Here is a 23,902-nt window from a genome sequence, read left to right as displayed (position 1 = left end):
ACCGACACGGCGCCACTGCAGGGTCGGCTCGCCGTCTCGGGAGGTCGTGAACCGGAACGTGACGCGACCGTCGGGCGACGTGAAGTTCCACGTCAGCGAATAGATGTCCGTGTCAGTGAGCTTGTGAATGCGCAGCCGTGCGGGCCAAGGCGCCTGACCGGTGTGTGCCCCCTGCTCGATGGCGGGGAGGAGATGCTTGAAGACGGCTTCCCTGAAGAGTGCGTAGTGCTCATGAGGAAGCCGTGACGCGTCTCGGAGAAAGGACGCGGTACGGTCGTACCTCACTGCGGAGTGTCTCCGCGGACGGTGTCTATCTCGGCGAATAGGTCGTCCAGGCTGTCGAAGGCACGGGTTCGCCCCTCCCGGACGTCAGCGTCGGCTTCGGCCTCGGCGGACTGCCATCCAGGTGTCCAGTACCAGGCGTCTTCGGCTGGCACGATGGCGGCGACGCGGCGGCCTCGATCGGTCAAATAGGCGATCGTGTGACGCCGTGCGGCAGCGGTGATGACGTCGGGAAGATGGCCGTCAGCCTCGCTCAGCGGAACCTCGAAGGCGTCGTCGCTCATGTCCTGAGTGTAAGCAGTCGCGCGCACGGGGGGCATGTCACCGAGTGTAGTGGAAGTGTGTCGCTTCGGTCACGGGATTCGGCTCGACGGGCTGCTGAAGGGCGCTCATCCCGGCGGCCACCGGGATGAGGAGGCCGCCGGGAGGATGGCGTACGGGTCAGGGGGAGGCGATCCTGCCGAGGGACGGCGGGATCTTCGCGGCGGCGGCGCGGTCGAGCAGGAAAAGCGTGCCCTGCCGCCCACGGGCCCCGGCCGCCGGCACCTGGAAGGGCCCGGCGCCGGAGAGGGCGAGGTGCACGGCCTGCGCCTTCTCCTCGCCCGCCGCGACGATCCAGACCTCACGGGCGGCCCGCAGGGCGGGGAACGTCAGCGAGATCCGGGTCGGCGGCGGCTTGGGGGAGCCGTGCACGGCGACGACCGGCCGCTCCTCCTCGTAGACCCCCGGCTGGCCGGGGAACAGCGACGCGACGTGGCCGTCGGGGCCCATCCCGAGCAGCAGCACGTCGAACGACGGCACCGGCCCGTGGTCCTCCGGCCTGGCGGCCTTGGCCAGCTCGGCGGCGTACGCCTCCGCCGCCTCCTCCGCCGTCAGGCCCGCGTCGGTGCTCGGCATGGGGTGGATCCTGGACGGGTCCACGTCCACCCGGTCGAGCAATGCCTCGCGGGCCCCGGTCTCGTTGCGCTCGGGATGGCCGGTCGGCAGGAACCGCTCGTCACCCCACCAGATGTCGAGCGCGTGCCAGTCGATCGCGTCGTGCGCGGCCGTCCCGGCGAGCGCCGCGAGCGTCGCGATGCCGATCGTCCCGCCGGTCAGCACCAGATGCGCCGAGCCCCGCGCGGCCTGGGTGTCGACCAGCCGGGTGATGAGGCGGGCCGCCACCGCCTGGGCGAGCACCTCGGTGTCGCGGTGGACGAGGACGGTCGGGACGCTCACCCCTGATCCCCCCGCGTCAGCGCGGCGAGGTGCCGGATCGTCGACGCGTAGACGTCGTCGGGGTCCAGCCTGCGCAGCTCCTCGGCGAGCAGCTCGGAGGTGGGCCTGCGGGCCAGCGCGACCCGCCGATCCGGCTGGCCGGGACGCGACAGCGTGGCCAGGCGGGCGTCGGACCTGCTGACCGTCATCTCGCCCCCCTCGCCCAGGGTGAGCCGTACGCCGGTGATGCCGGGACCGGAGGAGTCCCGCACCTCGACGGGCGCGCCGAGCCGGTCCGACAGCCACGCCGCCAGCAGCGGCGCGCTGGGGTTCCCCGTGGCCGCCTCGACCACCCCGTGCTCGACCTTCCCGATGGGCTGGTCGAAGGCGGCGGCGAGGAGGCTGCGCCACGGCGTGAGCCGGGTCCAGGCCAGGTCGGTGTCCCCGGGGACGTACGCCTCGGCGCGTTCGCTGATCGCCGCCACCGCGTCCTTGGACGCCCGCGCGTCGGTGATGCGGCGGCCCGCCAGCCCCCCTATGGCGTTCTTGGCCGGGAAGCCCGGGCAGTCGCCCGGCCACCAGGCCACGACCGGTGTGTCGGTGAGCAGCAGCGGCGTGATCACCGAGTCGGCGTGCTCGGTCAGCTCGCCGTACAGGCGCAGCAGCACGACCTCGCCCGGGGCCGACTCGCCGACGCGGATCTCCGCGTCGAGACGGTTCGGCTCGGCCGGATCGCGGTTGATCACCACGAGGATGCGTGAGGGATGCTCGCGCGCCGCGTCGGTGGCCGCGCGCAGGGCGTCGTACTGGCCGGCCTCGTCGACGACCGTCACCAGCGTCAGCACCATGCCGACCGCGGGCGCGCCGATCTGGTGGCGCAGCCGCGTGAGCGTCGAAGAGATCTTCGACGCGGTCGTCTCGGTCAGGTTGAAGGTGGTCACCCGGTTCTCCGCTCGCTTGGCGCCGTGCCGATCGCCGTGTCGGCAGCCGCGCCGATCACCCTGCCGATCACCCTGCCGATCATCGTGCCGGCACCCTTGCCGGTGGCCGGGCCGGTCACAGCCGCCTCCAGGCGCGCCCGTCCCTGGCCAGCATGGCGTCGGCGGAGGCGGGACCCCACGTCCCGGACTCGTACCCCTCCGGCTGGCCGTTGCTCGCCCAGAACTCCTCGACCGGGTCGAGGATCGTCCACGACAGCTCCACCTCCCGCTGGTGCGGGAACAGCGGCGGGTCGCCGATGAGCACGTCGAGGAGCAGCCGCTCGTACGCCTCGGGGGAGGACTCCATGAACGACTCGCCGTAGGCGAAGTCCATGTTGACGTCCCTGACCTCCATCGCCGTGCCCGGCACCTTGGAGCCGAAGCGCACCGTGATGCCCTCGTCCGGCTGGACCCGGATCACCAGGGCGTTGTGGCCGAGGATCTCGGTGTCGTCCTTGCTGAACGGCAGGTGCGGGGCCCGCTGGAAGACGACGGCGACCTCCGTCATCCGCCTGCTGAGCCGCTTGCCTGTACGCAGGTAGAACGGCACCCCCGCCCAGCGGCGGTTGGCCACCTCCAGGCGCAGGGCGGCGTAGGTCTCCGTTATGGAGTCCGGCGAGATGCCCTGCTCCTCCAGGTAGCCGACGACGGGCTCGCCGCCCTGCCAGCCCTTGGCGTACTGCCCGCGGGCCGTGCCCGTGGCCAGGTCGGCCGGGAGCTGCACCGCCCGCAGCACCTTCTCCTTCTCCCGGCGCAGCGAGTCGGCGTCGAAGGACGTGGGGTCCTCCATGGCGACCAGCGCCAGCAGCTGGAGCAGGTGGTTCTGGATCACGTCGCGGGCCGCGCCGATGCCGTCGTAGTAGCCCGCCCGGCCGCCGATGCCGATGTCCTCGGCCATGGTGATCTGGATGTGGTCGACGTAGCCCCGGTTCCAGATCGGCTCGTACAGCGTGTTGGCGAACCGCAGGGCCAGGATGTTCTGGACGGTCTCCTTGCCCAGGTAGTGGTCGATGCGGAAGACCGACTTCTCCGGGAACACCGCGCTGGTGATCTCGTTCAGCTCGCGCGCGCTCTTGAGGTCGTGCCCGAACGGCTTCTCGATCACCACCCGGCGCCACGCGCCCTCAGGGGCCTTGGCCAGGTCGGTCCGCTTGAGCTGCTCGACCACGGTCGGGAAGAACTTCGGCGGCACCGACAGGTAGAAGGCGTAGTTGCCGCCCGTTCCCCGGGTCTCGTCGATCTCCTTGAGCATCATCGACAGCACGTCGAAGGCGCCGTCGTCGTGGAACTCGCCGGGGCAGAAGTGGATGCCCTCGCTGAGCTGCTTCCACACCTCCTCGCGGAACGGCGTCCGCGCGTGCTCCTTGACCGCCTCGTACGTGACCTGGGCGAAGTCCTCGTGCGCCCAGTCGCGGCGGGCGAAGCCCACCAGGGAGAAGCCCGGCGGCAGCAGCCCCCGGTTCCCCAGGTCGTAGATGGCCGGCAGCAGCTTCCGCTTGGCGAGGTCCCCGGTGACGCCGAACAGCACGAGCACGCACGGCCCGGCCACCCGGGGCAGCCGCCTGTCCCGGGGGTCGCGCAGCGGGTTGGCCTCGACGTTCAGGGCGGTCGTCCCGGTGATGGCCGCCTGCACGGCGGCCTGCACGGCCGCGGCCGTCGCCACCGGCGCGCCGACCTCGGGGACCGGCGCCTCCTGCGCCTCCGGAGCCGGTGCCTCCGGAACGGGCGCCTCCGCGGCCTGTGTCTCCTGGACCTGTGTCTCCTGGACCTGTGTCTGCGGGATTTGGGGCTCGGTCATGTTCCCTCCCTGCCGACGGGTCCTGTGCCAGTAGCGCATCGCATGGTCAGAGCTCCTCCGCCACGGAGAGCAGGTGCCTGACCCCGGCGACCCTGTCGGTGAGATGCAGACGGACGGCCGGCCTTCCCCGCGAGGCCAGCGCCCCCAGGTCGCCGAGCGCCTGGGCGAGCTGGAGCCTGCCCAGCGTGTACGGCCGGCCCGGCACCTCGATGTCGTCGGTGACGGCGCCGGTGATCTGGAGGAACACCCCGGCCTCCGGGCCGCCCTTGTGGTACTGCCCGGTCGAGTGGAGGAACCGCGGGCCCCACCCGAAGGTGACGGCGTGGTCGGTCCGGTAGTCGAGCAGCGCGCGCAGCGTGGCGACGTCGGCGCCGGCCCAGGTGTCGGTCATCTCCTCGAACGAGGCGTCCCCCACGGTGGCCGCGTCGAACGCCGCCTCCCGGTCGAGGTACGCCATGATCGCGAGGTAGCCGCGATCCGGGATCGCCCGCAGCACCCAGGTGAGCACGTCGGCCAGGTTCTTCGGGTCACCGGGCACGTCGCCGTAGACCTCGACCGGGCCGTCCGTGAGCAGCGGAGTGCCGGTGGGCAGCGGGCCGTCCCCGGCCTCCTGGAGGATCCTCGTGGTGTTCTCCTTCGACTCCGCCACGTTGGGCTGGTCGAAGGGGTTGATCCCGAGGACGCGGCCGGCGACCGCCGTCGCGTACTCCCAGACGAGGAACTGCGCGCCGAGCGGGCCGTCGACGGTGGTGCCGCCGTCCGGACCGATGCTCACCAGGAACTGGTCCCCGGCCTCGGCCGCCTCGGCGCCGACCACCGGCAGGATCCCCTTGCCCTCCTTGCCGGTGGACTCGGCGATGAGCTGCTCGATCCAGTCGGGCAGCCCCGTGATGTCGGACATGCCGTCGCGAAGGATCAGCTTGTCGCGGCCGTGCAGGGCCTGCGCGCCCAGCAGGGCGCCCAGGTCGAGCCCGGGGTTGCCCTCGTCCTGCGCGAGGAGCGGACGCACCGCGTCGGCCTGGTCGAGCAGCCTGCGCACGTCCGCCCCGGCGAGGGCGCTGGGCACCAGCCCGAACGCGCTGAGCGCGCTGTAGCGGCCTCCGACGTTGGGGTCGGCCAGGACGACCGGGTAGCCGGCCTCGATGGCCGACTGCTCCAGCGGCGAACCGGGGTCGGTCACGACCACGATCCGGTCCGCCGGGTCGATGCCCGCGTCCCTGAAGGCCTTCTCGTAGATCCGCCGGTGGCTGTCGGTCTCTACCGTCCCGCCGCTCTTGCTCGCCACCACGAGGAGCGTGCGGTCGAGCCGGTCGCCGAGCGCGCGCCGCACCTGGTGGGGGTCGGTGGTGTCGAGGACGGTCAGCGGGACGTCCTCGGTGGCGCAGATCACCTCCGGGGCGAGCGAGGAGCCGCCCATCCCGGCCAGGACCACGTGGTCCAGGCCCTCGGCGCGGCCCCGCTCCACCAGCTGGACGATCTCGGGAAGCAGCTCCCTGCTGCTCAGCGGAAGGCCCAGCCAGCCGAGCCGGATCGCGGCCTCCTGCTGCGCCGCCGGCCCCCACAGCGCCGGATCCCCCGCGGCGAGCGCCGCGGGCACCCCCTCGGCCACGAGCTTGTCCCTGACCGCCTCGACGGCCTCCACCTCGTCGCCGAGGGTCACCTCAACAGTCATCTGACTCAGGCCTTCCGCAGCTCGCCGTCGACGGTCGCCAGCAGCTCGTTCCAGGACGCCTCGAACTTCTCGACGCCCTCCTCCTCCAGGACCCGCACGACGTCGTCGTAGTCGATGCCGGCCTCCTTGAGCGAGGCCATGACGTCCCACGCCTGCTGGTAGAAGGGGCGGATCGTGTCCCCGGAGATCCGGGCGTGGTCGGCCGTGGCGTCGAGGGTCTTCTCGGGCATCGTGTTGACGATCCCCGAGGTGACGAGCTGCTCGACGTACAGCGTGTCGGGGTAGTCCGGGTTCTTGACGCCGGTGGACGCCCACAGCGGACGCTGCGGGTGCGCCCCGGCGGCGCGCAGCGTCTGCCAGCGCGGCGAGTTCACGATCTCCTCGAACGCGGCGTACGCCAGGCGGGCGTTGGCCACGGCGGCGCGGCCCTTGAGCTCCGCGGCCTCCGGGGTGCCGATCTTGTCGAGACGGGCGTCGATCTCGCTGTCCACCCGGCTGACGAAGAACGACGCGACCGACTCGATCGTGGCCAGGTTCAGCCCGGCCGCCTGCGCCCGCTCCAGGCCGGTCAGCCACGCCTCGAGCACCTGGCGGTAGCGCTCCAGCGAGAAGATCAGCGTGACGTTGACGCTGATGCCCTCGGAGATCGCCTGGGTGATCGCGCCGAGACCCTCGACGGTCGCCGGGATCTTGATGTGCGTGTTGGGCCGGTCGACCAGCCACCACAGGGCCCGGGCCTCGGCGATCGTCGCCTCGGTGTTCCTGGCCAGGCGGGGGTCGACCTCGATGGAGACACGGCCGTCGACGCCGTGGGTGGCGTCGAAGACCGGGCGCAGCACGTCGGCGGCCCAGCGGATGTCGAACGTCGTGATCGCCCGCACCGCCTCCTCGACCGTGACGCCGCGGACGGCGAGGTCGTGGATCTGCGCGTCGTACGCGTCGCCCTTGGCCAGCGCCGAGGCGAAGATCGTCGGGTTGGAGGTGACGCCCGTCACGGCCTTCTCCCGCACGAGGGCGCCGAGGTTGCCGGTGCGCAGGCGCTCCCGGCTGATGTCGTCGAGCCAGATGGAGACTCCGGCCTCGGTCAGGCGCTTCAGATTCTCAGTCATGCTTCGTCCCTCAGTTTCCGGTCGTCTCGCCCTTGTCGGCGCCCGCCCGGGCCAGGCTGGCCTTGGCGGCGGCCACGACGCGGTCGGCGGTGAGGCCGAACTGCTCATAGATGGTCTTGTACGGCGCGGAGGCCCCGAAGTGCTCCAGGCCCAGCACCTCCCCGACGTCTCCCACGAACTCCCGCCAGCCCATGCTGATTCCCGCCTCGACGGCGACGCGGGCGCGGACCGCGGGGGGGAGAACGGTCTGCTTGTACGCCGGCTCCTGGGCGGTGAACCACTCGACGCACGGCATCGAGACCACCTGGGTCGGGATGCCCTGCGCCTCCAGTAGGTCGCGTGCCTCGACGGCGATCTGCACCTCGCTGCCGGTGCCGATGAGGACGACCTCCGGCTGGCCGTTGGACGCCTCACGCAGGACGTAGCCGCCCCGCGCCACCTTGTCGGGGTCGCCGGTGCCCTCGAGGACCGGCAGGTTCTGCCGGCTGAGCGCCAGGCCCGCCGGGCGGTCGTTGTGCTCCAGGACGGCCTTCCAGGCCGCCGAGGTCTCGTTGGCGTCGGCCGGGCGGACGACGTCAAGCCCGGGGATCGCGCGCAGCGCCCACAGGTGCTCGATCGGCTGGTGCGTCGGGCCGTCCTCGCCGAGGCCCACCGAGTCGTGCGTCCAGACGTAGGTCACCGGCAGCTTCATCAGCGCGGCGAGCCGCACCGAGGGCCGCATGTAGTCGCTGAAGACCAGGAACGTGCCGCCGTACGGGCGGGTGCCGTCGTGCAGCGCGATGCCGTTGAGGATCGCGCCCATGCCGTGCTCGCGGATGCCGAAGTGCAGCGTCCTGCCGTACTTGTTCCCGGGGAACTCCTTGGTCTGGTACTCGTCCGGGATGAAGGACGGCTCGCCCTTCATGGTGGTGTTGTTCGACTCCGCGAGGTCGGCGGAGCCGCCCCACAGCTCGGGCAGGACCGGCGCCAGCGCGTTCAGCACCTCACTGGAGGCCTTGCGGGTGGCCATCGAGGCGCCGGCCTCGAAGGACGGCAGCGCCTTGTCCCAGCTGTCCGGGAGTTTGCGCTGGGAGATCCGGTCGAACAGCTCGGCGCGCTCCGGGTTCGCCTCACGCCAGCTCCGGTACCGCTCGTCCCATTCGGCGCGCGCCTCCTTGCCGCGGCGGACCACGTCGCGGGAGTGCGACAGGACCTCCTCGGGCACCTGGAAGGACTTGTCCGGGTCCAGGCCCAAGATCCGCTTGGTCGCCGCGACCTCCTCGGCGCCCAGCGCCGAGCCGTGGGCCTTGCCCGTGTTCTGCTTGTTGGGCGCAGGCCAGGCGATGATCGTGCGCAGCTTGATGAACGTCGGGCGGTCGGTCTCGGCGCGGGCCGCCTCAAGCGCGTCGTACAGCGCCTGGACGTCCTCCTTGTACTCGCCGGTCGCGGTCCAGTCGACCTCCAGGACGTGCCAGCCGTACGCCTCGTACCGCTTGGCGATGTCCTCCGACAGGGCGATCTGGGTGTCGTCCTCGATCGAGATGTGGTTGGAGTCGAAGACGACGGCCAGGTTGCCGAGCTTCTGGTGGGCGGCGAGCGCGCTGACCTCGTGGCTGATGCCCTCCTCGATGTCCCCCTCGGAGGCGAAGCACCAGATCATGTGGTCGAACGGCGAGGCGCCCTGCTCGGCGTCCGGGTCGAACAGGCCGCGCTCCCGGCGGGCGGCCATGGCCATGCCGACGGCGTTGCCCAGGCCCTGGCCGAGCGGCCCGGTGGTGGTCTCCACGCCGATCGTGTGGCCGTACTCGGGGTGGCCCGGCGTCAGGCTGCCCCACTGGCGCAGCGACTTCAGGTCGTCGAGGGTCAGGCCGTAGCCGGACAGGTAGAGCTGGATGTAGAGCGTCAGGCTCGAATGGCCGCACGACAGGACGAACCTGTCTCGCCCCGCCCACTTGGCGTCAGAGGGGTCATGTCGAAGGACCCGCTGGAAGAGAAGATAGGCGGCGGGCGCGAGGCTCATCGCGGTGCCGGGGTGACCCGACCCCGCCTTCTCGACGGCGTCCATCGCCAGGGCTCGTACGACGTCGACCGACCGCCGGTCGAGGTCACTCCACTCAAGGCTTTCGCTGCTCAAAATGCTCGTTCTCCTCTAGTTTTCTCGCGCCGATTCTGGCATTGCCCGCCCACATCGGACCCTAACGGGTTGACCCCGATACCGTTTGGTAGGCGCTTCGGCCACAACCGGCCACGTCCGGCCCCGATTCCTGGACCGCCCGCCATGCCGACTACAGTGATTTCGCAACTGCCGGTAGCGGCCCGTAGATCCGCCCTATTCAGAGGTTACGCGTTGACCCCGCACGTGTTGGAAGCGCCTTGACGGTCCTGACGAACAAGCACACGGTGGCCCCCGCCGGGACCGCCGCATCGGCCACGGCCTCCCGGTCCCCGGGAGCGCTCGTGAAGGCCTACGTGGCGCTCACCAAGCCCCGGATCATCGAGCTGCTGCTGATCACCACGCTGCCGGTCATGTTCCTGGCGGCGCGCGGGCTGCCCGACCTGTGGACGGCGATCGCGACGATGGTCTTCGGGACCCTGTCCGCCGGCAGCGCGAACGTGCTGAACTGCTACATCGACCGGGACATCGACGCGACCATGCGGCGCACGCGGCGACGGCCGCTCGCCAAGCACGAGGTCTCGCCCCGGGGCGCGCTGGTGTTCGGCATCGTGCTCGGCGTGCTGTCCACGCTCGGGCTGGCCCTGACGGTCAACGTGCTGGCGGCGGCGCTGTCGCTGGCGGCCATCCTGTTCTACGTCTTCGTCTACTCGCTCGTGCTCAAGCGGCGCACGTCGCAGAACATCGTGTGGGGCGGCATCGCCGGCTGCATGCCGGTGCTGATCGGCTGGGCGGGGATCACCGGCAGCGTCTCCTGGGCCCCGGTCGTCCTGTTCGGCGTCGTGTTCTTCTGGACGCCGCCGCACACGTGGACGCTGGCGATGCGCTACCGCGAGGACTACGCCGCGGCGGAGGTGCCCATGCTCCCGGTGGTGGCCACCGAGAGCCGGGTGGTGAGGCAGGTCGTCGCCTACACCTGGGCGACGGTGCTCTGCTCGCTGCTGCTGTGGCCGGTCGCCCACACGTCGCTGTTCTACCCGGTGGCCGCCCTGGTGCTCGGGGCCGTCTGCCTGCTGGAGGCCCACGGCCTGCTGGCCCGGGTCGGCTCCGGCAAGACCGGCGTCGACCTGCGCCCCATGCGGTTCTTCCACTGGTCGAACGTCTACCTGGCCCTGCTGTTCCTCGCGGTCGCGATCGACTCCCTCCTGGTCTGATCGCCCGCTTTCTGGGATCTTTCAGGGATGGGATCTCTCGGGGGACCGGACGGAGACCGGACGGGCACGTTCGGTTACAGTCACGGGGTGGCGAGCCTCGATCCGCGCGCAGTCCTGAGGGAGCGCCCGTCGGTCGGGCTCATCATCGGCCTGGTCGTGGCGGGGATCTGCGCCCTGGTGTCTTTCTCCTTCGACATCCTGAACGGCGACCCGGTCCACTTCTTCATCGCGCTGGGTCTGGCCGTCGCCCCCGTGCCGCTGCTGCTGGCCGGGGTGCTCGCGCTCGACCGCATGGAGCCGGAGCCGCGCACCAACCTCGTCTTCGCCTTCGCCTGGGGAGCCGGGATCGCCGTCCTGGTCGCGGGCGTCCTCAACTCGCTCAACCTCGTCTACGTCGCCCACCAGCTCGGCGACGAGACCAGCGCGCGCAACCTCGTCGCCACGTTCGGCGCGCCCCCGGTCGAGGAGACCGTGAAGGGGCTGGTGCTGCTGGGGCTGCTGTGGTTCCGCCGCCACGAGCTCGACGGGCCGACCGACGGCATCATCTACGCCAGCATGGTCGGCCTCGGCTTCGCGATGTCGGAGAACGTGAGCTACTACATCGCCGCGCTGGGGGAGAACGGCCCGCAGGTCCTGGCCGCCACGCTCGTGCTGCGCGCGGTGCTGTCGCCGTTCGCCCACCCGCTGTTCACCTCGATGATCGGCATCGCCGTCGCGTACGCCGCGCAGCGCCGCGGCGCCGCCGGGATCTTCGCGATCATCATCGGCTGGATCGCGGCGATGACCCTGCACGGCCTGTGGAACGGCTTCGCCTCGTTCGGCGGCCTCGGCGGGCTGGCTGTGGCATATCTCATCCTGATGACGCTGCTCGTGGTCGAGCTGGTGGTCGTCTTCAGGGACAGGAAGCGCATCGTCGGCCTGATCCAGCGCTACCTGCCGCCGTACGAGCGCAACGGCCTGGTGAACCCGGCGGACATCTTCATGCTGTCGTCGCTGCGCGGCAGGAGGCAGGCCCGCGCCTGGGCCAAGGCCCACGGCGGCCGCCGTGGCGCCCGGGCGATGAGCGACTACCAGCTCGCCTCGACCGAGCTGGGCCTGCTGCACGCCCGCGCGGCCCGGGGGCAGATCGACGAGCAGGCGTTCCTGACGACCCAGCGGTCGCTCGCCGACCTGATGGCCTACGCGCGGATGTCGTTCCCGGTGCCGGAGCGCCACCAGGCCAGCGCGGCACGTGGAACGCCCCCGCCCGGGTACGCGCCGGGCGCCCCGCCGCCGGGCCGCTGGCCGGGTGCCCCCGGGCAGGGGCAGCCGCCGTACGGCTCGGCGCCGGGGCCGGGGCATCCCCTCTGGGGACCGCCGCCCGGCGGCGGATGAGGGGACGTCCCGGCGGCCCGGCGCCGCGCTGCTCCCGTCAGCCGCAGGAGATGTCGGTGAAGGTGGGAGTGCTCGGCGAGTTGCCGAGGAAACCGGCGGTGGCGGAGGCTCCGGGGGCGAGGGTCGTGGCCCACGACGGCGCGTGCATCATCGCGGACGGCCCGCTCTGCATGTGCGTGCCGTTCCACGCCTGAATGATCGTGGTGCCCAGCGGGTTCATCATCCACTGGACGTACCAGTTGTTGATCGGCGTCGTCCCGGTGTTCTTGATGGTCACCTCGGCCTGGAAGCCGCCCGACCAGGCGTTGGTCACCCTCACCGCGGCCGTGCAGGACGCCGTCCCGGGGCTGGTGTTCGGCGACGGGCTGACTGACGGGCTGGCCGAGGGACTGGGGGAGGGGCTGGGGGACGGGCTGGGGGAGGGGCTGGGGGACGGGCTGGGGGAGGGGCTGGGGGACGGCGTCCCGGTGCCGCCGGTGAAGTTCACGTCCGAGCAGCCGTAGAAGGTCTCCTGGCTGTCGGAGCGGTACCAGACCGCGTAGATGACGTGCCGGCCGGTCTTGTTGGGCAGCTTGCCGGAGAAGCGGTAGGCGCCGTTGCTCACCGCGGGCTCGGGGTCGGCCGTGAGGAACGGCTGGTCCTCCATGTCGGCCCAGGTCAGCGGTTTGGTGGGGTCGTAGCCGTCCTTGGTGACGTAGAGCTTGAAACCGCCCGGATGCGGCACCCACGCCCCGTAGACGAAGTCGTAGGTCGCGTTCGCCCGCAGGGTGGTGGTCGGCCAGTCGGTGCGCGGCGCGTCGTACGCCGCGTACTTGGCGAAGCCGCCGCTGCACAGCTTCCCGTCGGGGATGAAGCCTCTGGTGCGGCCGGCGCCGTCCGAGCGGAGCACGCCGTACCAGTCGTAGAGCGGCTGCGTGCCGCCGTCGGCGACGGCCTGCTTGCACGCCGGGTTGTTGGGAATGATCTGCCCGCCGGTCAGGCCGTCGACGTAGCACGCGTAGGTGCGGCTCGCGGGCGCCTGCAGGGCCCCGTGCGCGCTGGCCGACTGCTGGAACAGGACCGCGACGAGGCCGGTGAGCACGACCGTGACCGCGGTGAGGACGGCGATCTTGCGCCTCGATCTCACAGGGGACTCCTCATGATCGGGCACGCCGCGCGCGCTCGTGCCGCCGTGTTGCCCGGGACCCTAACTTCCCGGCTGCCGACGGGCCAGCACGGGTGTCAGGAGACGGCGGTCACGGCTGGCTTCGCCCAGCTCACGCCGGGACGGCCGATGAAAGTTTCGCGGCCCGGGGAGCAGGGGGTCAGGGGGCGAGCGCCCGGTCCAGGCCGCGCTCGCGGGGGCCGAGGAACCGGGGACGGGAGCGCAGCACGACGCCGTCCAGCAGCGCCTTGGCCGCCGCCGGGATCTCCCTGGCGGCGTACTCGGCGCTCTCCAGGGGCCAGTCACGGCTGGAGTCGTCGCCGACGCCGAAGGCGTCGATCCCGGCCGCCCGGCACAGCGTCACTGCCCGGGGGAGATGGAAGACCTGGGTGACGACGACGAGCCGGGAGGCGCCGAAGATCTCCCTGGCCCGTACGCAGGAGTCCCAGGTGTCGAAACCGGCGTAGTCGAGCACGATCTTGCCGGCCGGTATGCCCTTGGCCAGCAGGTAGTCGCGCATCACCGACGGCTCGTCGTACCCTGCGCGGCTGTTGTCGCCGGACACCAGCAGAGCGCGCACCTTCCCAGCCCGGTAGAGCGAGGCGCCGAGGTCGAGCCGGGCGCGCAGCATGGGGGTCGGCGTCCGGCCCCGCACGCCCGCCCCGAGCACGAGCGCGGCGGGCATCGAGGGCACCGACGCCATCCATGGGGTCCGCGGCTCAGCGATCACGCGGTGCGCGCCGCTGGACAGCCACGCCCAGGTCATGGGGGCCAGTGGCAGCACGCTCAGGGCGATCAGGGCCTGGAACCCCCTCCGCCGGTCCACGCGGGACCATCGCCACGGCTTCATCCGGGCGCCCCGGCGGTCAGACGACCGCGTGGCGGAGCCCGGCCAGATCGTCCGGGGCCGCGGCGGAGCCGGCGGGCCCCCGCGAGCGCAGCAGGAACACCACGCGGAGCGTGGCGATCCACACGAGCGTGGCGCCCAGCACGTGCACGCCGACGAGCAGGGCGGGGACGGCAAGGAAGTACTGCACGTACCCGATCACGCCCTGGGCCAGCTCGACTCCCAGCAGCGCCAGCGCGGCCCGCATGGCCCGGCCGGGCGCGTCCGTCACGCGCAGCGCGAACATCAGGGCGAACGTGAGCCCCACCACGACGTACGCGACGTCGGTGTGCAGCCGCACCACGCTCTCGATGTCGAAGCCGAACCGGGAGGCCGCCTCGTCCCCCGAGTGCGGCCCGGTGCCGGTGACCACCACACCGGCGACGACCAGGACCACGACGGCGGCGGCCAGCGCGAACCCGAGCGCGCGGATGTCCCGGCGGACCAGCGGCGTGACCGGCTCGTCGCCCTCGCCCGCGCGGGCGAACAGAGCGTACGACGCGGCGATCATCCCGATCGACAGGAAGAAGTGCACGCTGACGGTGACCGGGTTGAGCAAGGTCCTGACGACGAGCCCGCCCCACAGGGCCTGGACGAGGACGCCGATCGGCTGGAGCGCGGCCAGCCGCACGAGGACCGGCCTGCCCCGCTCGCCTTTGCTCCGCCCGAGCCGTACGGCGGCCACCACGCAGGCCACGGCGACGGCGAGCACGAGGAACGTCAGCAGCCGGTTGCCGAACTCGATGGCCATGTTCACCGAGGAGTGCTCGTCGTGGGCGGCCGGCACGAAGCTGTCCGGCGTGCACCTGGGCCAGGTCGGGCAGCCGAGCCCGGAGCCGGTGAGGCGGACGGCGGCGCCGGTCACGGCGATCCCGGCGTTGACGACGACGGCCGCCAGCGCCCAGCGCCGCACGGTCTCCCCCGTGGGGAACCAGAGCAAGCGGTGGAAGGCGGAGGCCGTCAGGCGGTCGGCGAGGCGGTTCACGGCATCAATCGTAGGTGGCGAGGGGGGTGCCCCCCTCTGCGGCCCCGGCCGCCTGGAGATCGTTTGTCCGTGGGGAACGGTACGATCTCAGCACGGGCGGGGGCCGGAGGAGGGTGATGGGCACGCGACCTGAGGGCCTCGGCCCGGCGGCGGCGGGTGAGCGCCAGAGCCTGCGGGAGCGGGTGGCGCAGGCCCTGCGCAACGCGCTTGTGGCGGGGGAGATGCGTCCCGGGACCCTCTACTCGGCCCCCGCGCTGGCCGCCCGCTTCGGCGTGTCGGCCACTCCCGTCAGGGAGGCCATGCTCGACCTGGCCAAGGAAGGGCTGGTCGAGGCGGTGCGCAACAAGGGCTTCCGCGTGGTGGAGGTGTCCCGGCGCGACCTCGACGAGATCTTCGAGATCCGGCGGCTGATCGAGGTGCCGACGGTGGTCCGGCTGGCCCGGGAGGGCCGCGTCGACGTCGAGGCGCTGCGGCCGCTGGCCGAGGAGATCGTCTCGGCCGCCCGGCGGGGCGACACGCTCGCCTACGTCAGCGCCGACCTGCGGTTCCATCTGGCGATGCTGGGCATGGCGGGCAACGGGCGGCTGGTGGAGGTCGTGCGCGACCTGCGCGGCCGCGCGCGGCTGCACGGCCCGGGCCCGGACCTCGCCGGCGCGGCCCGCCGGCATCTGGACCTCCTCGAAGCCGTGGCCGCCGGAGACGCGGACGCCGCCGGGCGCATCATGAACGACCACTTGGAAGCCGCCCGCGGCCATGGAGGACCGGGATGACGACGAACGCGGAAGACCGGATCGAACGTGCCCGGATGCTCTACGAACGCTTCGTCTTCGCCGGCGACGCCGGCGCCCTGGACGCCGCCGATCCGGACCTGGACGCGGTCGAGGCCGATCTGGCCCTGGCCCGTGGCCGGATCCTGCACGGGCGGTTCCTCGACGGGCGGGGCGAGGACCCGGCGGAGCAGGAGCTGTTCCAGCGCGCGGCTGATGTCTACCGCAGGCTCGGCGACGTGCGGGGCGAGGCGGAGTCGTTGTTCTGGATCGGTGTCTTCCACCAGGTCGTCCGGAACGACGCCGAGTCGGCCGTTCCCCTTCTCGAGCGCTCCCGCGAGCTCGCCGCCCAGGTGGGCGACAAGCTGACGATGTCGTACGCGCTGCGGCACCTGGGCATCGCGGAGCACTTCGCGGGGCGGCTGGACGCGGCGCGCGAACGGCTGGAGGAGTCGGTGCGGCTCCGCCGGGAGATCGGGTTCATGCCCGGCGTCGCCGCGAACCTGATCGGCCTGGCGTACATCGCCGCCGGCCGGGGCGAGCGTGACCAGGCCCTCGCGCTGATCGAGGAGGCGGGCGCCATCGCCGAGGCGAACGGAGCTCACGGCGTCATGCGCTCGGTCGAGGAGGCGCGCGCACAGCTGTAGGCGCCGCCCGGCGCGCGGGCACAATTGTGGGCGCCGCCCGGCACGGGCCTCCTTGCTGCCGCGCGGCGTGCCCGGCGGCGGGCGGCGGGCGGCGTGCCGTGTGAAGGGCCGCCAGGGTCAGGGGCCGGAGCGGGTGGCGCCGATGGAGGCGATCACCACGCAGCCGATCGCGGCCCACTCCCTGGCCTGGAGCACCTCGCCGAGCACGAACAGCCCGACGAGCGCGGCGACGGCGGGTTCGAGGCTCATCAGGATGCCGAAGACCCGCTTCGGCATCCTGCGCAGGGCCTCCAGCTCCAAGGAGTACGGGATGACCGACGACAGCAGCCCCACGCCCGCGCCGACGAGCAGGATCTCGGGCCGCAGCAGATCGCTCCCGCCCGCCGCCACGCCCACCGGCGTGATCGCCAGCGTGGACACGACCATGGCGAACGACAGGCCGCTCGCCCCGGGGAAGCGGGCCCCGGTGGCGGCGGAGAAGACGATGTAGGCGGCCCAGAAGGCGCCGGCCAGCGCGGCGAACCCGATGCCCGCCCAGCTCGCCGCGCCCGCCTGGTCCCAGGGCGCGAGCAGGAGCACGCCGGCGGCGGCCAGCGCCACCCACAGCAGGTCCATCCGGCGGCGGGACGAGACCACCGCCAGCGTCAGCGGGCCGAGGAACTCGATGGCCACCGCGATTCCGATCGGCAGCCGCGCCAGGGCCTCGTAGAACGACAGGTTCATCAGGCCGAGGCTCAGCCCGAAGGCGACGCCGACGGCCAGGTCGCGCCTGGACAGCCCGCGCACCTTCGGCCGGGCCATCGCGACCAGTATGACCGCGCCGGTCGCGATGCGGAGGAACACCACGGCGGACGGCGGGAGCTGCGCGAACAGGTTCTTGGCCAGCCCCGCGCCCACCTGCACCGACACGATGGCGAGCAGCACCAGCCCCGAGGGGGGCACCGCGTCGGACGCCGCCCGCAGCGCCTTGCCGGGCCCCAGCCTGCCCCGGTACGGCGGGACGGATCCGGACAGGGACTCAGCGGACATGCGGAAACTCCAGGCACGGGGAAATCGGGGGACATGGAGCACTATGCCGTACCACCAAATACGCCCGCATTCAGGGCGGGGTTACCGATACGCGTCCGGTTCCCGCTCCCGTGCCGATCAAAGCTCCCGTGCCGATCAAAGCTCCCGTGCCGATCAAAGCTCCCGTGCCGATCAAAGTTCCCGTGCCGATCAAAAGCTCCCGCGCCGATCAAAAGCTCCCGCGCCGATCAAAAGCTCCCGCGCCGATCAAAAGCTCCCGCGCCGATCAAAAGCTCCCGCACCGATCAAAGCGACGCACCGCGAAGGCCGCTCGTTCTTCCGGAGAGCGGAAACCGATCGCCCTCGGGGTACGTCACCATCCGCTTTGGAAGAAGGCTGAGAGGGCCGGCGCCGGGTCGGCCGCGGTGGTCGCGTTCGCCACGGCGACGACGATCACGGCCGGCGACAACGACGCCGAGAGAACACCGAACGCCCCCAGCAGCCCCTTCGTCCGCGTGCCGGGCGACTCCGTTGCGGCGAACCTCCTCCACGACACCACGCTCGCGACGATGAGGGCGGCCGCCACGATCGCGGCGATCACGGCCATCGCCACGTGATACCGGGAGAAATCGCTGATCATCGCGTCGAGGGCAGGAGGGATCCGGTCACCCGTGATCAAGGAGCCGGCCAGTCGCCGCCGGACCTGATGGAGCGTGCCGGCGAGTTCCCCGCCGGGTGCGCCGGCCGGCAGCATCGGCAACAGTGAGGCGAAGGGCGCCACCGCACCCTGGACGTTGGCCATCACGGTCGCCAGCGACGACAACGCGAGCATCGTGACGAGAACGCCGGCCGACGCGAGGGCGGCCCTCCTTCCCGCGCCTCGACCGCCGGCCCTCAGGAACGCCTTCCAGACGAGAACGGCGAGCGCCACGAGCACGATCAGCAGGACAGCGGCGATCACCGCCTTGGCCACGTGTCGGAATATGGCTGGCCCCACCCGCCGGGCTGGTGGAGACCACCGGTCGCCGTGGTCTGGGACGGACTACATCGGGGATCCGGCGCGGCTCCGCCGGTGCTCCCGCCTCACTCCCAGCGGAACGTGCGCGCGGCCAGGAGGAGGGTCACGGCGGCCCAGCAGGCCAGCACGAGCAGGGGGCCGGCGGGAAGGCCGGCGCCCTGGCCCAGGACCGATCGCATGCCGTCGGTCAGCGCGCCGATGGGCAGCAGCCTGAGCACCGGCTGCGCGCCCGAGGGGAACGAGCTCAGCGGGAACAGCACGCCGCCGAGGCCGAGGAGCACCAGGTAGACGAGGTTCGCCCCCGCGAGCGTGGCCTCGGCCCGCAGCGTCCCCGCCATGAGCAGGGCCAGCCCGCTGAAGGCGGCCGTGCCGAGCAGGACCAGCAGCACCGCCCACAGGGGGTTGCCGTGCGGCGACCAGCCCAGGGCCAGCGCGACCCCGCTGATCACCACGGCCTGCGCCGCCTCCACGGCGAGGACGGCGCAGGTCTTGGCCAGCAGCAGCCCGGCCCGCGACAGGGGCGTCGCGCCGAGCCGCTTGAGCACGCCGTAGCGCCGCTCGAAGCCGGTCGCGATGGCCTGCCCGGTGAACGCGGTGGACATGACGGCCAGGGCGAGGATCCCCGGCGCGACGAAGTCGATTCTTTGCCCGCCCACGTCGATCAGGGGGGCCGCGGAGAAGCCCACGAGCAGGAGGATCGGAATGATCATGGTGAGCAGGAGCTGCTCGCCGTTGCGGAGCATCGCCCGCGTCTCGGCGCCCGCCTGCGCGAGGACCATGCGGGGGAGCGGGGCGGCTCCCGGCCTGGGCGTGAAGTCGAGTGCCGTCATGTCCTGGTCTCGCGTTCCGGGTGCGTTCCGCGTTGTGGGTGTGGAGTCACCGGAGCTCACGCCCGGTGAGTTCGAGGAAGACGTCCTCCAGCGTCCGGCGCTCGATGCGCAGGTCCTCGGTGGTGACGCCCTCTGACGCGCACCACGCCGTGACCGTCGCGAGCAGCTGGGGGCCGACCTGCCCCTCGATGATGTAGTGCCCCGAGGGCGACTCCTTGGCGGCGCTCCCCGGCGGCAGCGCGTACAGCAGCTCCTCGACGTTCAGCCCGGGGCGGGCGCGGAATCGGAGCTGCCGCTCGGCGCCGGTCAGCGTCTCCGGGGTGCCCTCGGCCACCACCCGGCCGTGGTCGATGACGACCACCCGGTCCGACAGCTTCTCGGCCTCGTCCATCTGGTGGGTCGTCAGCACCACCGCCACCCCGGCGGCCCGCAGGGCGGTCACCAGGTCCCAGCAGGCGTGGCGGGCCTGGGGGTCGAGCCCGGCGGTCGGCTCGTCGAGGAACACCAGCTCGGGCCGTCCGATGACGGCCGCGGCCAGCGACAGCCGCTGCTGCTGCCCTCCGGACAGCCGCCGGTACGGCGTGCGGGCGTGCTCGGTCAGGCCGAGCAGCTCAAGCAGGGCGTCCGGGTCGAGCGGGTGGGCGTGGAAACGGGCGATCACCTTGAGCCACTCGCCCGCGCGCACCGCCGGGGGGACGCCGCCGGCCTGGAGCATCACGCCGAGGCGGGGCCTCAGCGACGGGTCGGCCGGGTCGAGGCCGAGCACCCGCACCGTCCCCCCGTCCGGCCGGCGGAAGCCCTCGCAGATCTCGATCGTCGAGGTCTTCCCCGCGCCGTTGGGCCCGAGGATCGCCGTGACCTCGCCCCTGGCGCAGGTCAGGGTCAGCCCGTCGACGGCCGTCTTCCGCCCGTACCGCTTCACCAGCCCGCGGATATCGACGGCGGCTTCGCCGCCGGGGGCGCTGTCGACCGCCCGCACCTCACCGGCCTCCCCTCAAGGCTGACGCGCCGTCATGGCGCTTCGTCGGTCGTGGGATCCAATTGGAGTCTAGGGAGAGGGGGGCCCGGTCCGGACGGCGGATCCCTGACAGAGCGCCGGCGGCCGGTAAAGTCTCGTATCACCCCAGGTTAGGTAAGGCTTTCCTGCGTGAGATATTGCATTCCTATCGAACCGCCGTTGGGTTTGTCGTAGGGGAAGGAATTACGGCACACTGATGTTGTGAAATACGTGCCCGGTAAGACGAACGCAGAGAAGGCCGCGACGCCGCGGCCGTCTCAGGCGTCGCCCGAGCACGTGCGCGTCTCCACTCCCCATCTTGCACCCCCCGCGTCCGCGCAGGTGACGGCCGAGCGCGGCACCCGGGCCAGGGTGGCCAGGCTCATCCTGGAGCACGGCCCGGTCACCGCGGCGGCGCTCGGGGAGCGGCTCGGCCTGACCCCGGCCGCCGTACGCCGCCACCTCGACGCGCTGCTCGCCGAGGGCATGATCGAGCCGCGTACGGTCCGGCCGCGCGGCCAGCGCGGGCGCGGCAGGCCGGCGAAGATGTTCGGCATCACCGACGCGGGCCGCAGCGCCTTCGTCCACGCCTACGACGACCTGGCCGGCAGCGCGCTGCGCTTCGTGGCCGAGCGGATCGGCGTGGAGGCGGTGTCGGAGTTCGCCAGGGCGCAGGTGTCCGGCCTGGTGGGCAGGCTGGAGGCGCTCATGCGCGACGTCCCCGAGGGCCAGCGGGTCCGGGTCCTCGCCGAGGCGCTGTCGGCGGAGGGCTACGCGGCCTCGGCCACCGAGACGGGCAAGGGCGGCGAGCAGCTGTGCCAGCACCACTGCCCGGTGGCCCACGTGGCGGCGCAGTTCCCCCAGCTGTGCGAGGCCGAGACCGAGGCGTTCGCGAAGCTGCTGGGCACCCCCGTCCAGCGACTGGCCACGATCGCCAACGGCGACGGGGTCTGCACCACCCATGTGAGTTCCCACGCGCTGGCCGGACGGCAGGCGCGCACCGACCTATCGAGCACATCGACGAGCAAGGAGTCCGGAAGGTGACTGTCACCGACCGCCCGGAGCTGGAAGGCCTCGGGAATTACAAGTTCGGCTGGGCCGACTCGGACGTGGCCGGCTCAGCGGCCAAGCGTGGGCTGTCCGAAGAGGTCGTCCGCAACATCTCCGCGCTCAAGAACGAGCCGGAGTGGATGCTCGACCTGCGCCTCAAGGGCCTCCGGCTGTTCCGCAAGAAGCCCATGCCCACGTGGGGCGCCGACCTCACCGGCATCGACTTCGAGAACATCAAGTACTTCGTCCGCTCCACCGAGAAGCAGGCCGCGAGCTGGGACGAGCTGCCCGCGGACATCAAGAGCACCTACGACAAGCTCGGCATCCCCGAGGCGGAGAAGCAGCGCCTCATCGCGGGTGTCGCCGCGCAGTACGAGTCCGAGGTCGTCTACCACAAGATCCGCGAGGACCTCGAGGAGAAGGGTGTCATCTTCGTCGACACCGACACCGGCCTGCGTGAGCACGAGGAGCTCTTCAAGGAGTACTTCGGCTCGGTCATCCCGGTGGGCGACAACAAGTTCGCGTCGCTGAACACCTCGGTGTGGTCGGGTGGCTCGTTCATCTACGTCCCGCCGAACGTCAACGTCGAGATCCCGCTCCAGGCCTACTTCCGGATCAACACCGAGAACATGGGCCAGTTCGAGCGGACGCTGATCATCGTGGACGAGAACTCCTACGTCCACTACGTCGAGGGCTGCACCGCGCCGATCTACTCGTCCGACTCGCTGCACTCGGCGGTCGTGGAGATCATCGTGAAGAAGGGCGCCCGCTGCCGTTACACGACCATCCAGAACTGGTCGAACAACGTCTACAACCTGGTCACCAAGCGCGCCGTCGCCTACGAGGGCGCGACCATGGAGTGGATCGACGGCAACATCGGCTCCAAGGTCACGATGAAGTACCCGGCCGTCTACCTGATGGGCGAGCACGCCAAGGGCGAGACCCTGTCTGTCGCCTTCGCCGGTGAGGGCCAGCACCAGGACGCGGGCGCCAAGATGGTGCACCTCGCACCGAAGACGTCCTCGACGATCATCTCCAAGTCCGTCGCCCGCGCCGGCGGCCGGACCTCCTACCGCGGCCTCGTGCAGATCGAGGAGGGCGCGGCCGGGTCGGCCTCGACCGTCAAGTGCGACGCCCTGCTGGTCGACCAGATCAGCCGGTCCGACACCTACCCGTACGTCGACGTCCGCGAGGACGACGTGTCGATGGGCCACGAGGCCACGGTCTCGAAGGTGTCGGAGGACCAGCTGTTCTACCTCATGAGCCGCGGACTCAACGAGGACGAGGCGATGGCCATGATCGTGCGCGGGTTCGTCGAGCCGATCGCCCGCGAGCTCCCGATGGAGTACGCGCTCGAGCTGAACCGCCTGATCGAGCTGCAGATGGAAGGAGCCGTCGGCTGATGGGTCTCGAGACGAAGCCGCTCTCGACTCTCCACGAGATGTCGTCGTTCCGGGTGGAGGACTTCCCGGTGCCGACGGGCCGCGAGGAGGAGTGGCGGTTCACCCCGCTCGCCCGCCTCAAGGGCCTGCACAACGGCACCGCCGGCGGGTCCGGCGCCGTGGTCGTCGACGTCGACGCGGCGCCCGAGGTGACGGTGGAGACCGTCACCCGCGACGACGCCCGGCTCGGCAAGGCGTACGTGCCGGGTGACCGGGTCAGCGCGCAGGCCTACACCTCGTTCGAGAAGGCCACGGTGCTGACCGTGCCGCGGATGACCGTGGCCTCCAGGCCGACCGTGGTGACCATCCGCGGGACGTCCGTGGACGGCGCGGCCTACGGCCACATCCTCGTGACGCTGGAGCCGATGGCCGAGGCCCTGCTGGTGTTCGACCACCGGGGCAGCGCCGTCTACGCCGACAACGTCGAGTTCGCCGTCGGCGACGGCGCGACGCTGAAGGTCGTCAGCCTGCAGGACTGGGACGACGACGCCGTCCACGTCTCGCATCACCACGCCCTGCTCGGCAAGGACGCGACGTTCCGGTCGTTCGTGGTCACCCTCGGCGGCGACCTCGTACGGCTGTCGCCCTCGGTGTCGTACGCGGCGCCGGGCGGCGACGCCGACCTGACCGGCCTGTACTTCGTGGACGCCGGGCAGCACGTGGAGCACCGCCTGCTGGTCGACCACACGGTGCCGAACTGCCGCAGCAACGTGACCTACAAGGGCGCGCTGCAGGGCGACGAGGCGCACGCCGTGTGGATCGGCGACGTGATCATCCGCGCGGAGGCCGAGGGTACCGACACCTACGAGCTGAACCGCAACCTGATCCTCACCGACGGCGCCCGCGCCGACTCGGTGCCCAACCTGGAGATCCTCACCGGCGAGGTCGCCGGCGCCGGCCACGCCTCCGCCTCCGGCCGCCTCGACGACGAGCAGATCTTCTACCTGCAGGCCCGCGGCATCCCGTTCGACGAGGCGCGCCGCCTGGTCATCCACGGGTTCTTCGCGCAGCTGCTGGAGAAGATCGAGCTTCCCGAGATCCGCGACCGCGTGCTGACGGCGGTGGAGACGGAGCTGGCCCGATGAGCGCCGCCGGGGGATGGGAGAAGGTCTGCCAGGTGGCCGACATCCCCGACGAGGGGGTCATCGGCCTGGAGGTGGACGGCGTCCCCGTCGCGCTGGTCCGCACCGGGCAGGACGTCTACGCCCTCCACGACGTCTGCTCGCACGCCGAGGTGCGCCTCAGCGAGGGCGAGGTCTACGACAGCACCCTGGAGTGCTGGCTGCACGGCTCGTGCTTCGACCTGCGCAGCGGCAAGCCGACCGGCCCGCCCGCCACCAAACCCGTGAACGTATACCGAGTCAAGATCGACGGCGACGACGTGTTCGTCTCGCTCTCGAAGGAGTAACT

Annotated in this window: 23 protein-coding genes; 8 read left to right on the top strand and 15 right to left on the bottom strand. The window is 71.7% G+C overall.

Annotated elements, in window-relative coordinates:
* Positions 1-281: 281 nt before the first annotated feature.
* The 8 genes from AB0B72_RS21825 to tkt all read right to left on the bottom strand — a co-directional run bounded on the left by AB0B72_RS21825 (position 282) and on the right by tkt (position 9,151).
* Positions 282-566, bottom strand: coding sequence for a hypothetical protein (locus tag AB0B72_RS21825; RefSeq protein WP_367740704.1), 285 nt, complete (start codon positions 564-566; stop codon positions 282-284).
* A gap of 157 nt (positions 567-723) precedes the next feature.
* The gene (pgl, locus tag AB0B72_RS21820; protein ID WP_367740703.1) at positions 724-1,500 is read right to left on the bottom strand and encodes a 6-phosphogluconolactonase; all 777 of its coding nucleotides are present in this window, start codon (positions 1,498-1,500) and stop codon (positions 724-726) included.
* Positions 1,497-2,420, bottom strand: a complete 924-nt coding sequence (locus AB0B72_RS21815; RefSeq protein WP_367740702.1) for a glucose-6-phosphate dehydrogenase assembly protein OpcA — start codon at positions 2,418-2,420, stop codon at positions 1,497-1,499. Before AB0B72_RS21815 ends, pgl begins: the two co-directional genes overlap by 4 nt.
* Positions 2,417-2,539, bottom strand: a complete 123-nt coding sequence (locus AB0B72_RS21810) for a hypothetical protein (protein ID WP_367740701.1) — start codon at positions 2,537-2,539, stop codon at positions 2,417-2,419. Before AB0B72_RS21810 ends, AB0B72_RS21815 begins: the two co-directional genes overlap by 4 nt.
* Positions 2,536-4,257: a glucose-6-phosphate dehydrogenase gene (gene zwf, locus AB0B72_RS21805; protein WP_367740700.1), complete on the bottom strand. Its 1,722-nt coding sequence runs from the start codon at positions 4,255-4,257 to the stop codon at positions 2,536-2,538. Before zwf ends, AB0B72_RS21810 begins: the two co-directional genes overlap by 4 nt.
* 46 nt (positions 4,258-4,303) lie before the next feature.
* Entirely contained in the window at positions 4,304-5,929 is a 1,626-nt protein-coding gene (locus AB0B72_RS21800; RefSeq protein WP_367740699.1) for a glucose-6-phosphate isomerase, read from the bottom strand.
* 5 nt (positions 5,930-5,934) lie between these two features.
* Positions 5,935-7,038 carry a transaldolase gene (gene tal / locus AB0B72_RS21795; protein ID WP_367740698.1) on the bottom strand — a complete coding sequence of 368 codons (1,104 nt, stop codon included), beginning with the start codon at positions 7,036-7,038 and terminating at the stop codon, positions 5,935-5,937.
* Between the two features lie 10 nt (positions 7,039-7,048).
* Positions 7,049-9,151, bottom strand: coding sequence for a transketolase (gene tkt, locus AB0B72_RS21790; RefSeq protein WP_367740697.1), 2,103 nt, complete (start codon positions 9,149-9,151; stop codon positions 7,049-7,051).
* A gap of 266 nt (positions 9,152-9,417) precedes the next feature.
* On the opposite strand from tkt, the gene AB0B72_RS21785 reads away from it, so the two are divergent.
* Positions 9,418-10,344 carry a heme o synthase gene (locus tag AB0B72_RS21785; RefSeq protein ID WP_367740748.1) on the top strand — a complete coding sequence of 309 codons (927 nt, stop codon included), beginning with the start codon at positions 9,418-9,420 and terminating at the stop codon, positions 10,342-10,344.
* Positions 10,345-10,431: 87 nt separating this feature from the next.
* Positions 10,432-11,718, top strand: coding sequence for a PrsW family intramembrane metalloprotease (locus AB0B72_RS21780; RefSeq protein WP_367740696.1), 1,287 nt, complete (start codon positions 10,432-10,434; stop codon positions 11,716-11,718).
* A gap of 37 nt (positions 11,719-11,755) precedes the next feature.
* On the opposite strand, the gene AB0B72_RS21775 is transcribed toward AB0B72_RS21780, so the two are convergent.
* The 3 genes from AB0B72_RS21775 to AB0B72_RS21765 form a co-directional block, all read right to left on the bottom strand.
* Complete coding sequence (locus AB0B72_RS21775) at positions 11,756-12,844, bottom strand: lytic polysaccharide monooxygenase (RefSeq protein WP_367740695.1); 1,089 nt, start codon at positions 12,842-12,844, stop codon at positions 11,756-11,758.
* Positions 12,845-13,022: 178 nt separating this feature from the next.
* Positions 13,023-13,688, bottom strand: coding sequence for a vancomycin high temperature exclusion protein (locus AB0B72_RS21770; RefSeq protein WP_367740694.1), 666 nt, complete (start codon positions 13,686-13,688; stop codon positions 13,023-13,025).
* A 40-nt stretch (positions 13,689-13,728) separates the two neighbouring features.
* A complete protein-coding gene (locus AB0B72_RS21765) occupies positions 13,729-14,733 on the bottom strand; it encodes a heme A synthase (protein ID WP_367740693.1) in 1,005 nt (334 codons plus the stop codon).
* 116 nt (positions 14,734-14,849) lie between these two features.
* Between AB0B72_RS21765 and AB0B72_RS21760 the strand changes: the two genes are divergently transcribed.
* Positions 14,850-15,503 carry a GntR family transcriptional regulator gene (locus tag AB0B72_RS21760; RefSeq protein WP_367740692.1) on the top strand — a complete coding sequence of 218 codons (654 nt, stop codon included), beginning with the start codon at positions 14,850-14,852 and terminating at the stop codon, positions 15,501-15,503.
* Positions 15,500-16,147: a tetratricopeptide repeat protein gene (locus AB0B72_RS21755; protein ID WP_367740691.1), complete on the top strand. Its 648-nt coding sequence runs from the start codon at positions 15,500-15,502 to the stop codon at positions 16,145-16,147. The genes AB0B72_RS21760 and AB0B72_RS21755 overlap by 4 nt, the downstream gene beginning before the upstream one ends.
* 117 nt (positions 16,148-16,264) lie before the next feature.
* On the opposite strand, the gene AB0B72_RS21750 is transcribed toward AB0B72_RS21755, so the two are convergent.
* The 4 genes from AB0B72_RS21750 to AB0B72_RS21735 form a co-directional block, all read right to left on the bottom strand.
* Complete coding sequence (locus AB0B72_RS21750) at positions 16,265-17,176, bottom strand: DMT family transporter (RefSeq protein ID WP_367740690.1); 912 nt, start codon at positions 17,174-17,176, stop codon at positions 16,265-16,267.
* A 352-nt stretch (positions 17,177-17,528) separates the two neighbouring features.
* Positions 17,529-18,128, bottom strand: a complete 600-nt coding sequence (locus AB0B72_RS21745) for a hypothetical protein (protein WP_367740689.1) — start codon at positions 18,126-18,128, stop codon at positions 17,529-17,531.
* Positions 18,129-18,238: 110 nt separating this feature from the next.
* Positions 18,239-19,003, bottom strand: a complete 765-nt coding sequence (locus AB0B72_RS21740; RefSeq protein ID WP_367740688.1) for an ABC transporter permease — start codon at positions 19,001-19,003, stop codon at positions 18,239-18,241.
* Between the two features lie 46 nt (positions 19,004-19,049).
* Positions 19,050-19,982, bottom strand: a complete 933-nt coding sequence (locus AB0B72_RS21735) for an ABC transporter ATP-binding protein (RefSeq protein WP_367740687.1) — start codon at positions 19,980-19,982, stop codon at positions 19,050-19,052.
* 315 nt (positions 19,983-20,297) lie between these two features.
* On the opposite strand from AB0B72_RS21735, the gene AB0B72_RS21730 reads away from it, so the two are divergent.
* The 4 genes from AB0B72_RS21730 to AB0B72_RS21715 are packed head-to-tail and all read left to right on the top strand — an operon-like array spanning position 20,298 to position 23,900.
* A complete protein-coding gene (locus AB0B72_RS21730; protein ID WP_367740747.1) occupies positions 20,298-21,044 on the top strand; it encodes a helix-turn-helix transcriptional regulator in 747 nt (248 codons plus the stop codon).
* On the top strand, positions 21,041-22,453 hold the full coding sequence (sufB, locus tag AB0B72_RS21725; protein ID WP_367740686.1) for a Fe-S cluster assembly protein SufB: 1,413 nt from the start codon (positions 21,041-21,043) through the stop codon (positions 22,451-22,453). The genes AB0B72_RS21730 and sufB overlap by 4 nt, the downstream gene beginning before the upstream one ends.
* The gene (gene sufD / locus AB0B72_RS21720) at positions 22,453-23,577 is read left to right on the top strand and encodes a Fe-S cluster assembly protein SufD (protein ID WP_367740685.1); all 1,125 of its coding nucleotides are present in this window, start codon (positions 22,453-22,455) and stop codon (positions 23,575-23,577) included. The genes sufB and sufD overlap by 1 nt, the downstream gene beginning before the upstream one ends.
* Entirely contained in the window at positions 23,574-23,900 is a 327-nt protein-coding gene (locus AB0B72_RS21715) for a non-heme iron oxygenase ferredoxin subunit (RefSeq protein ID WP_367740684.1), read from the top strand. The genes sufD and AB0B72_RS21715 overlap by 4 nt, the downstream gene beginning before the upstream one ends.
* Positions 23,901-23,902 lie beyond the last annotated feature (2 nt).

Origin of the sequence: Microbispora sp. NPDC049125, assembly GCF_040802045.1 — a bacterium.
In the GTDB taxonomy this organism is placed as follows: Bacteria; Actinomycetota; Actinomycetes; order Streptosporangiales; family Streptosporangiaceae; genus Microbispora.
This window is presented reverse-complemented; position numbering and strand designations above follow the sequence as displayed.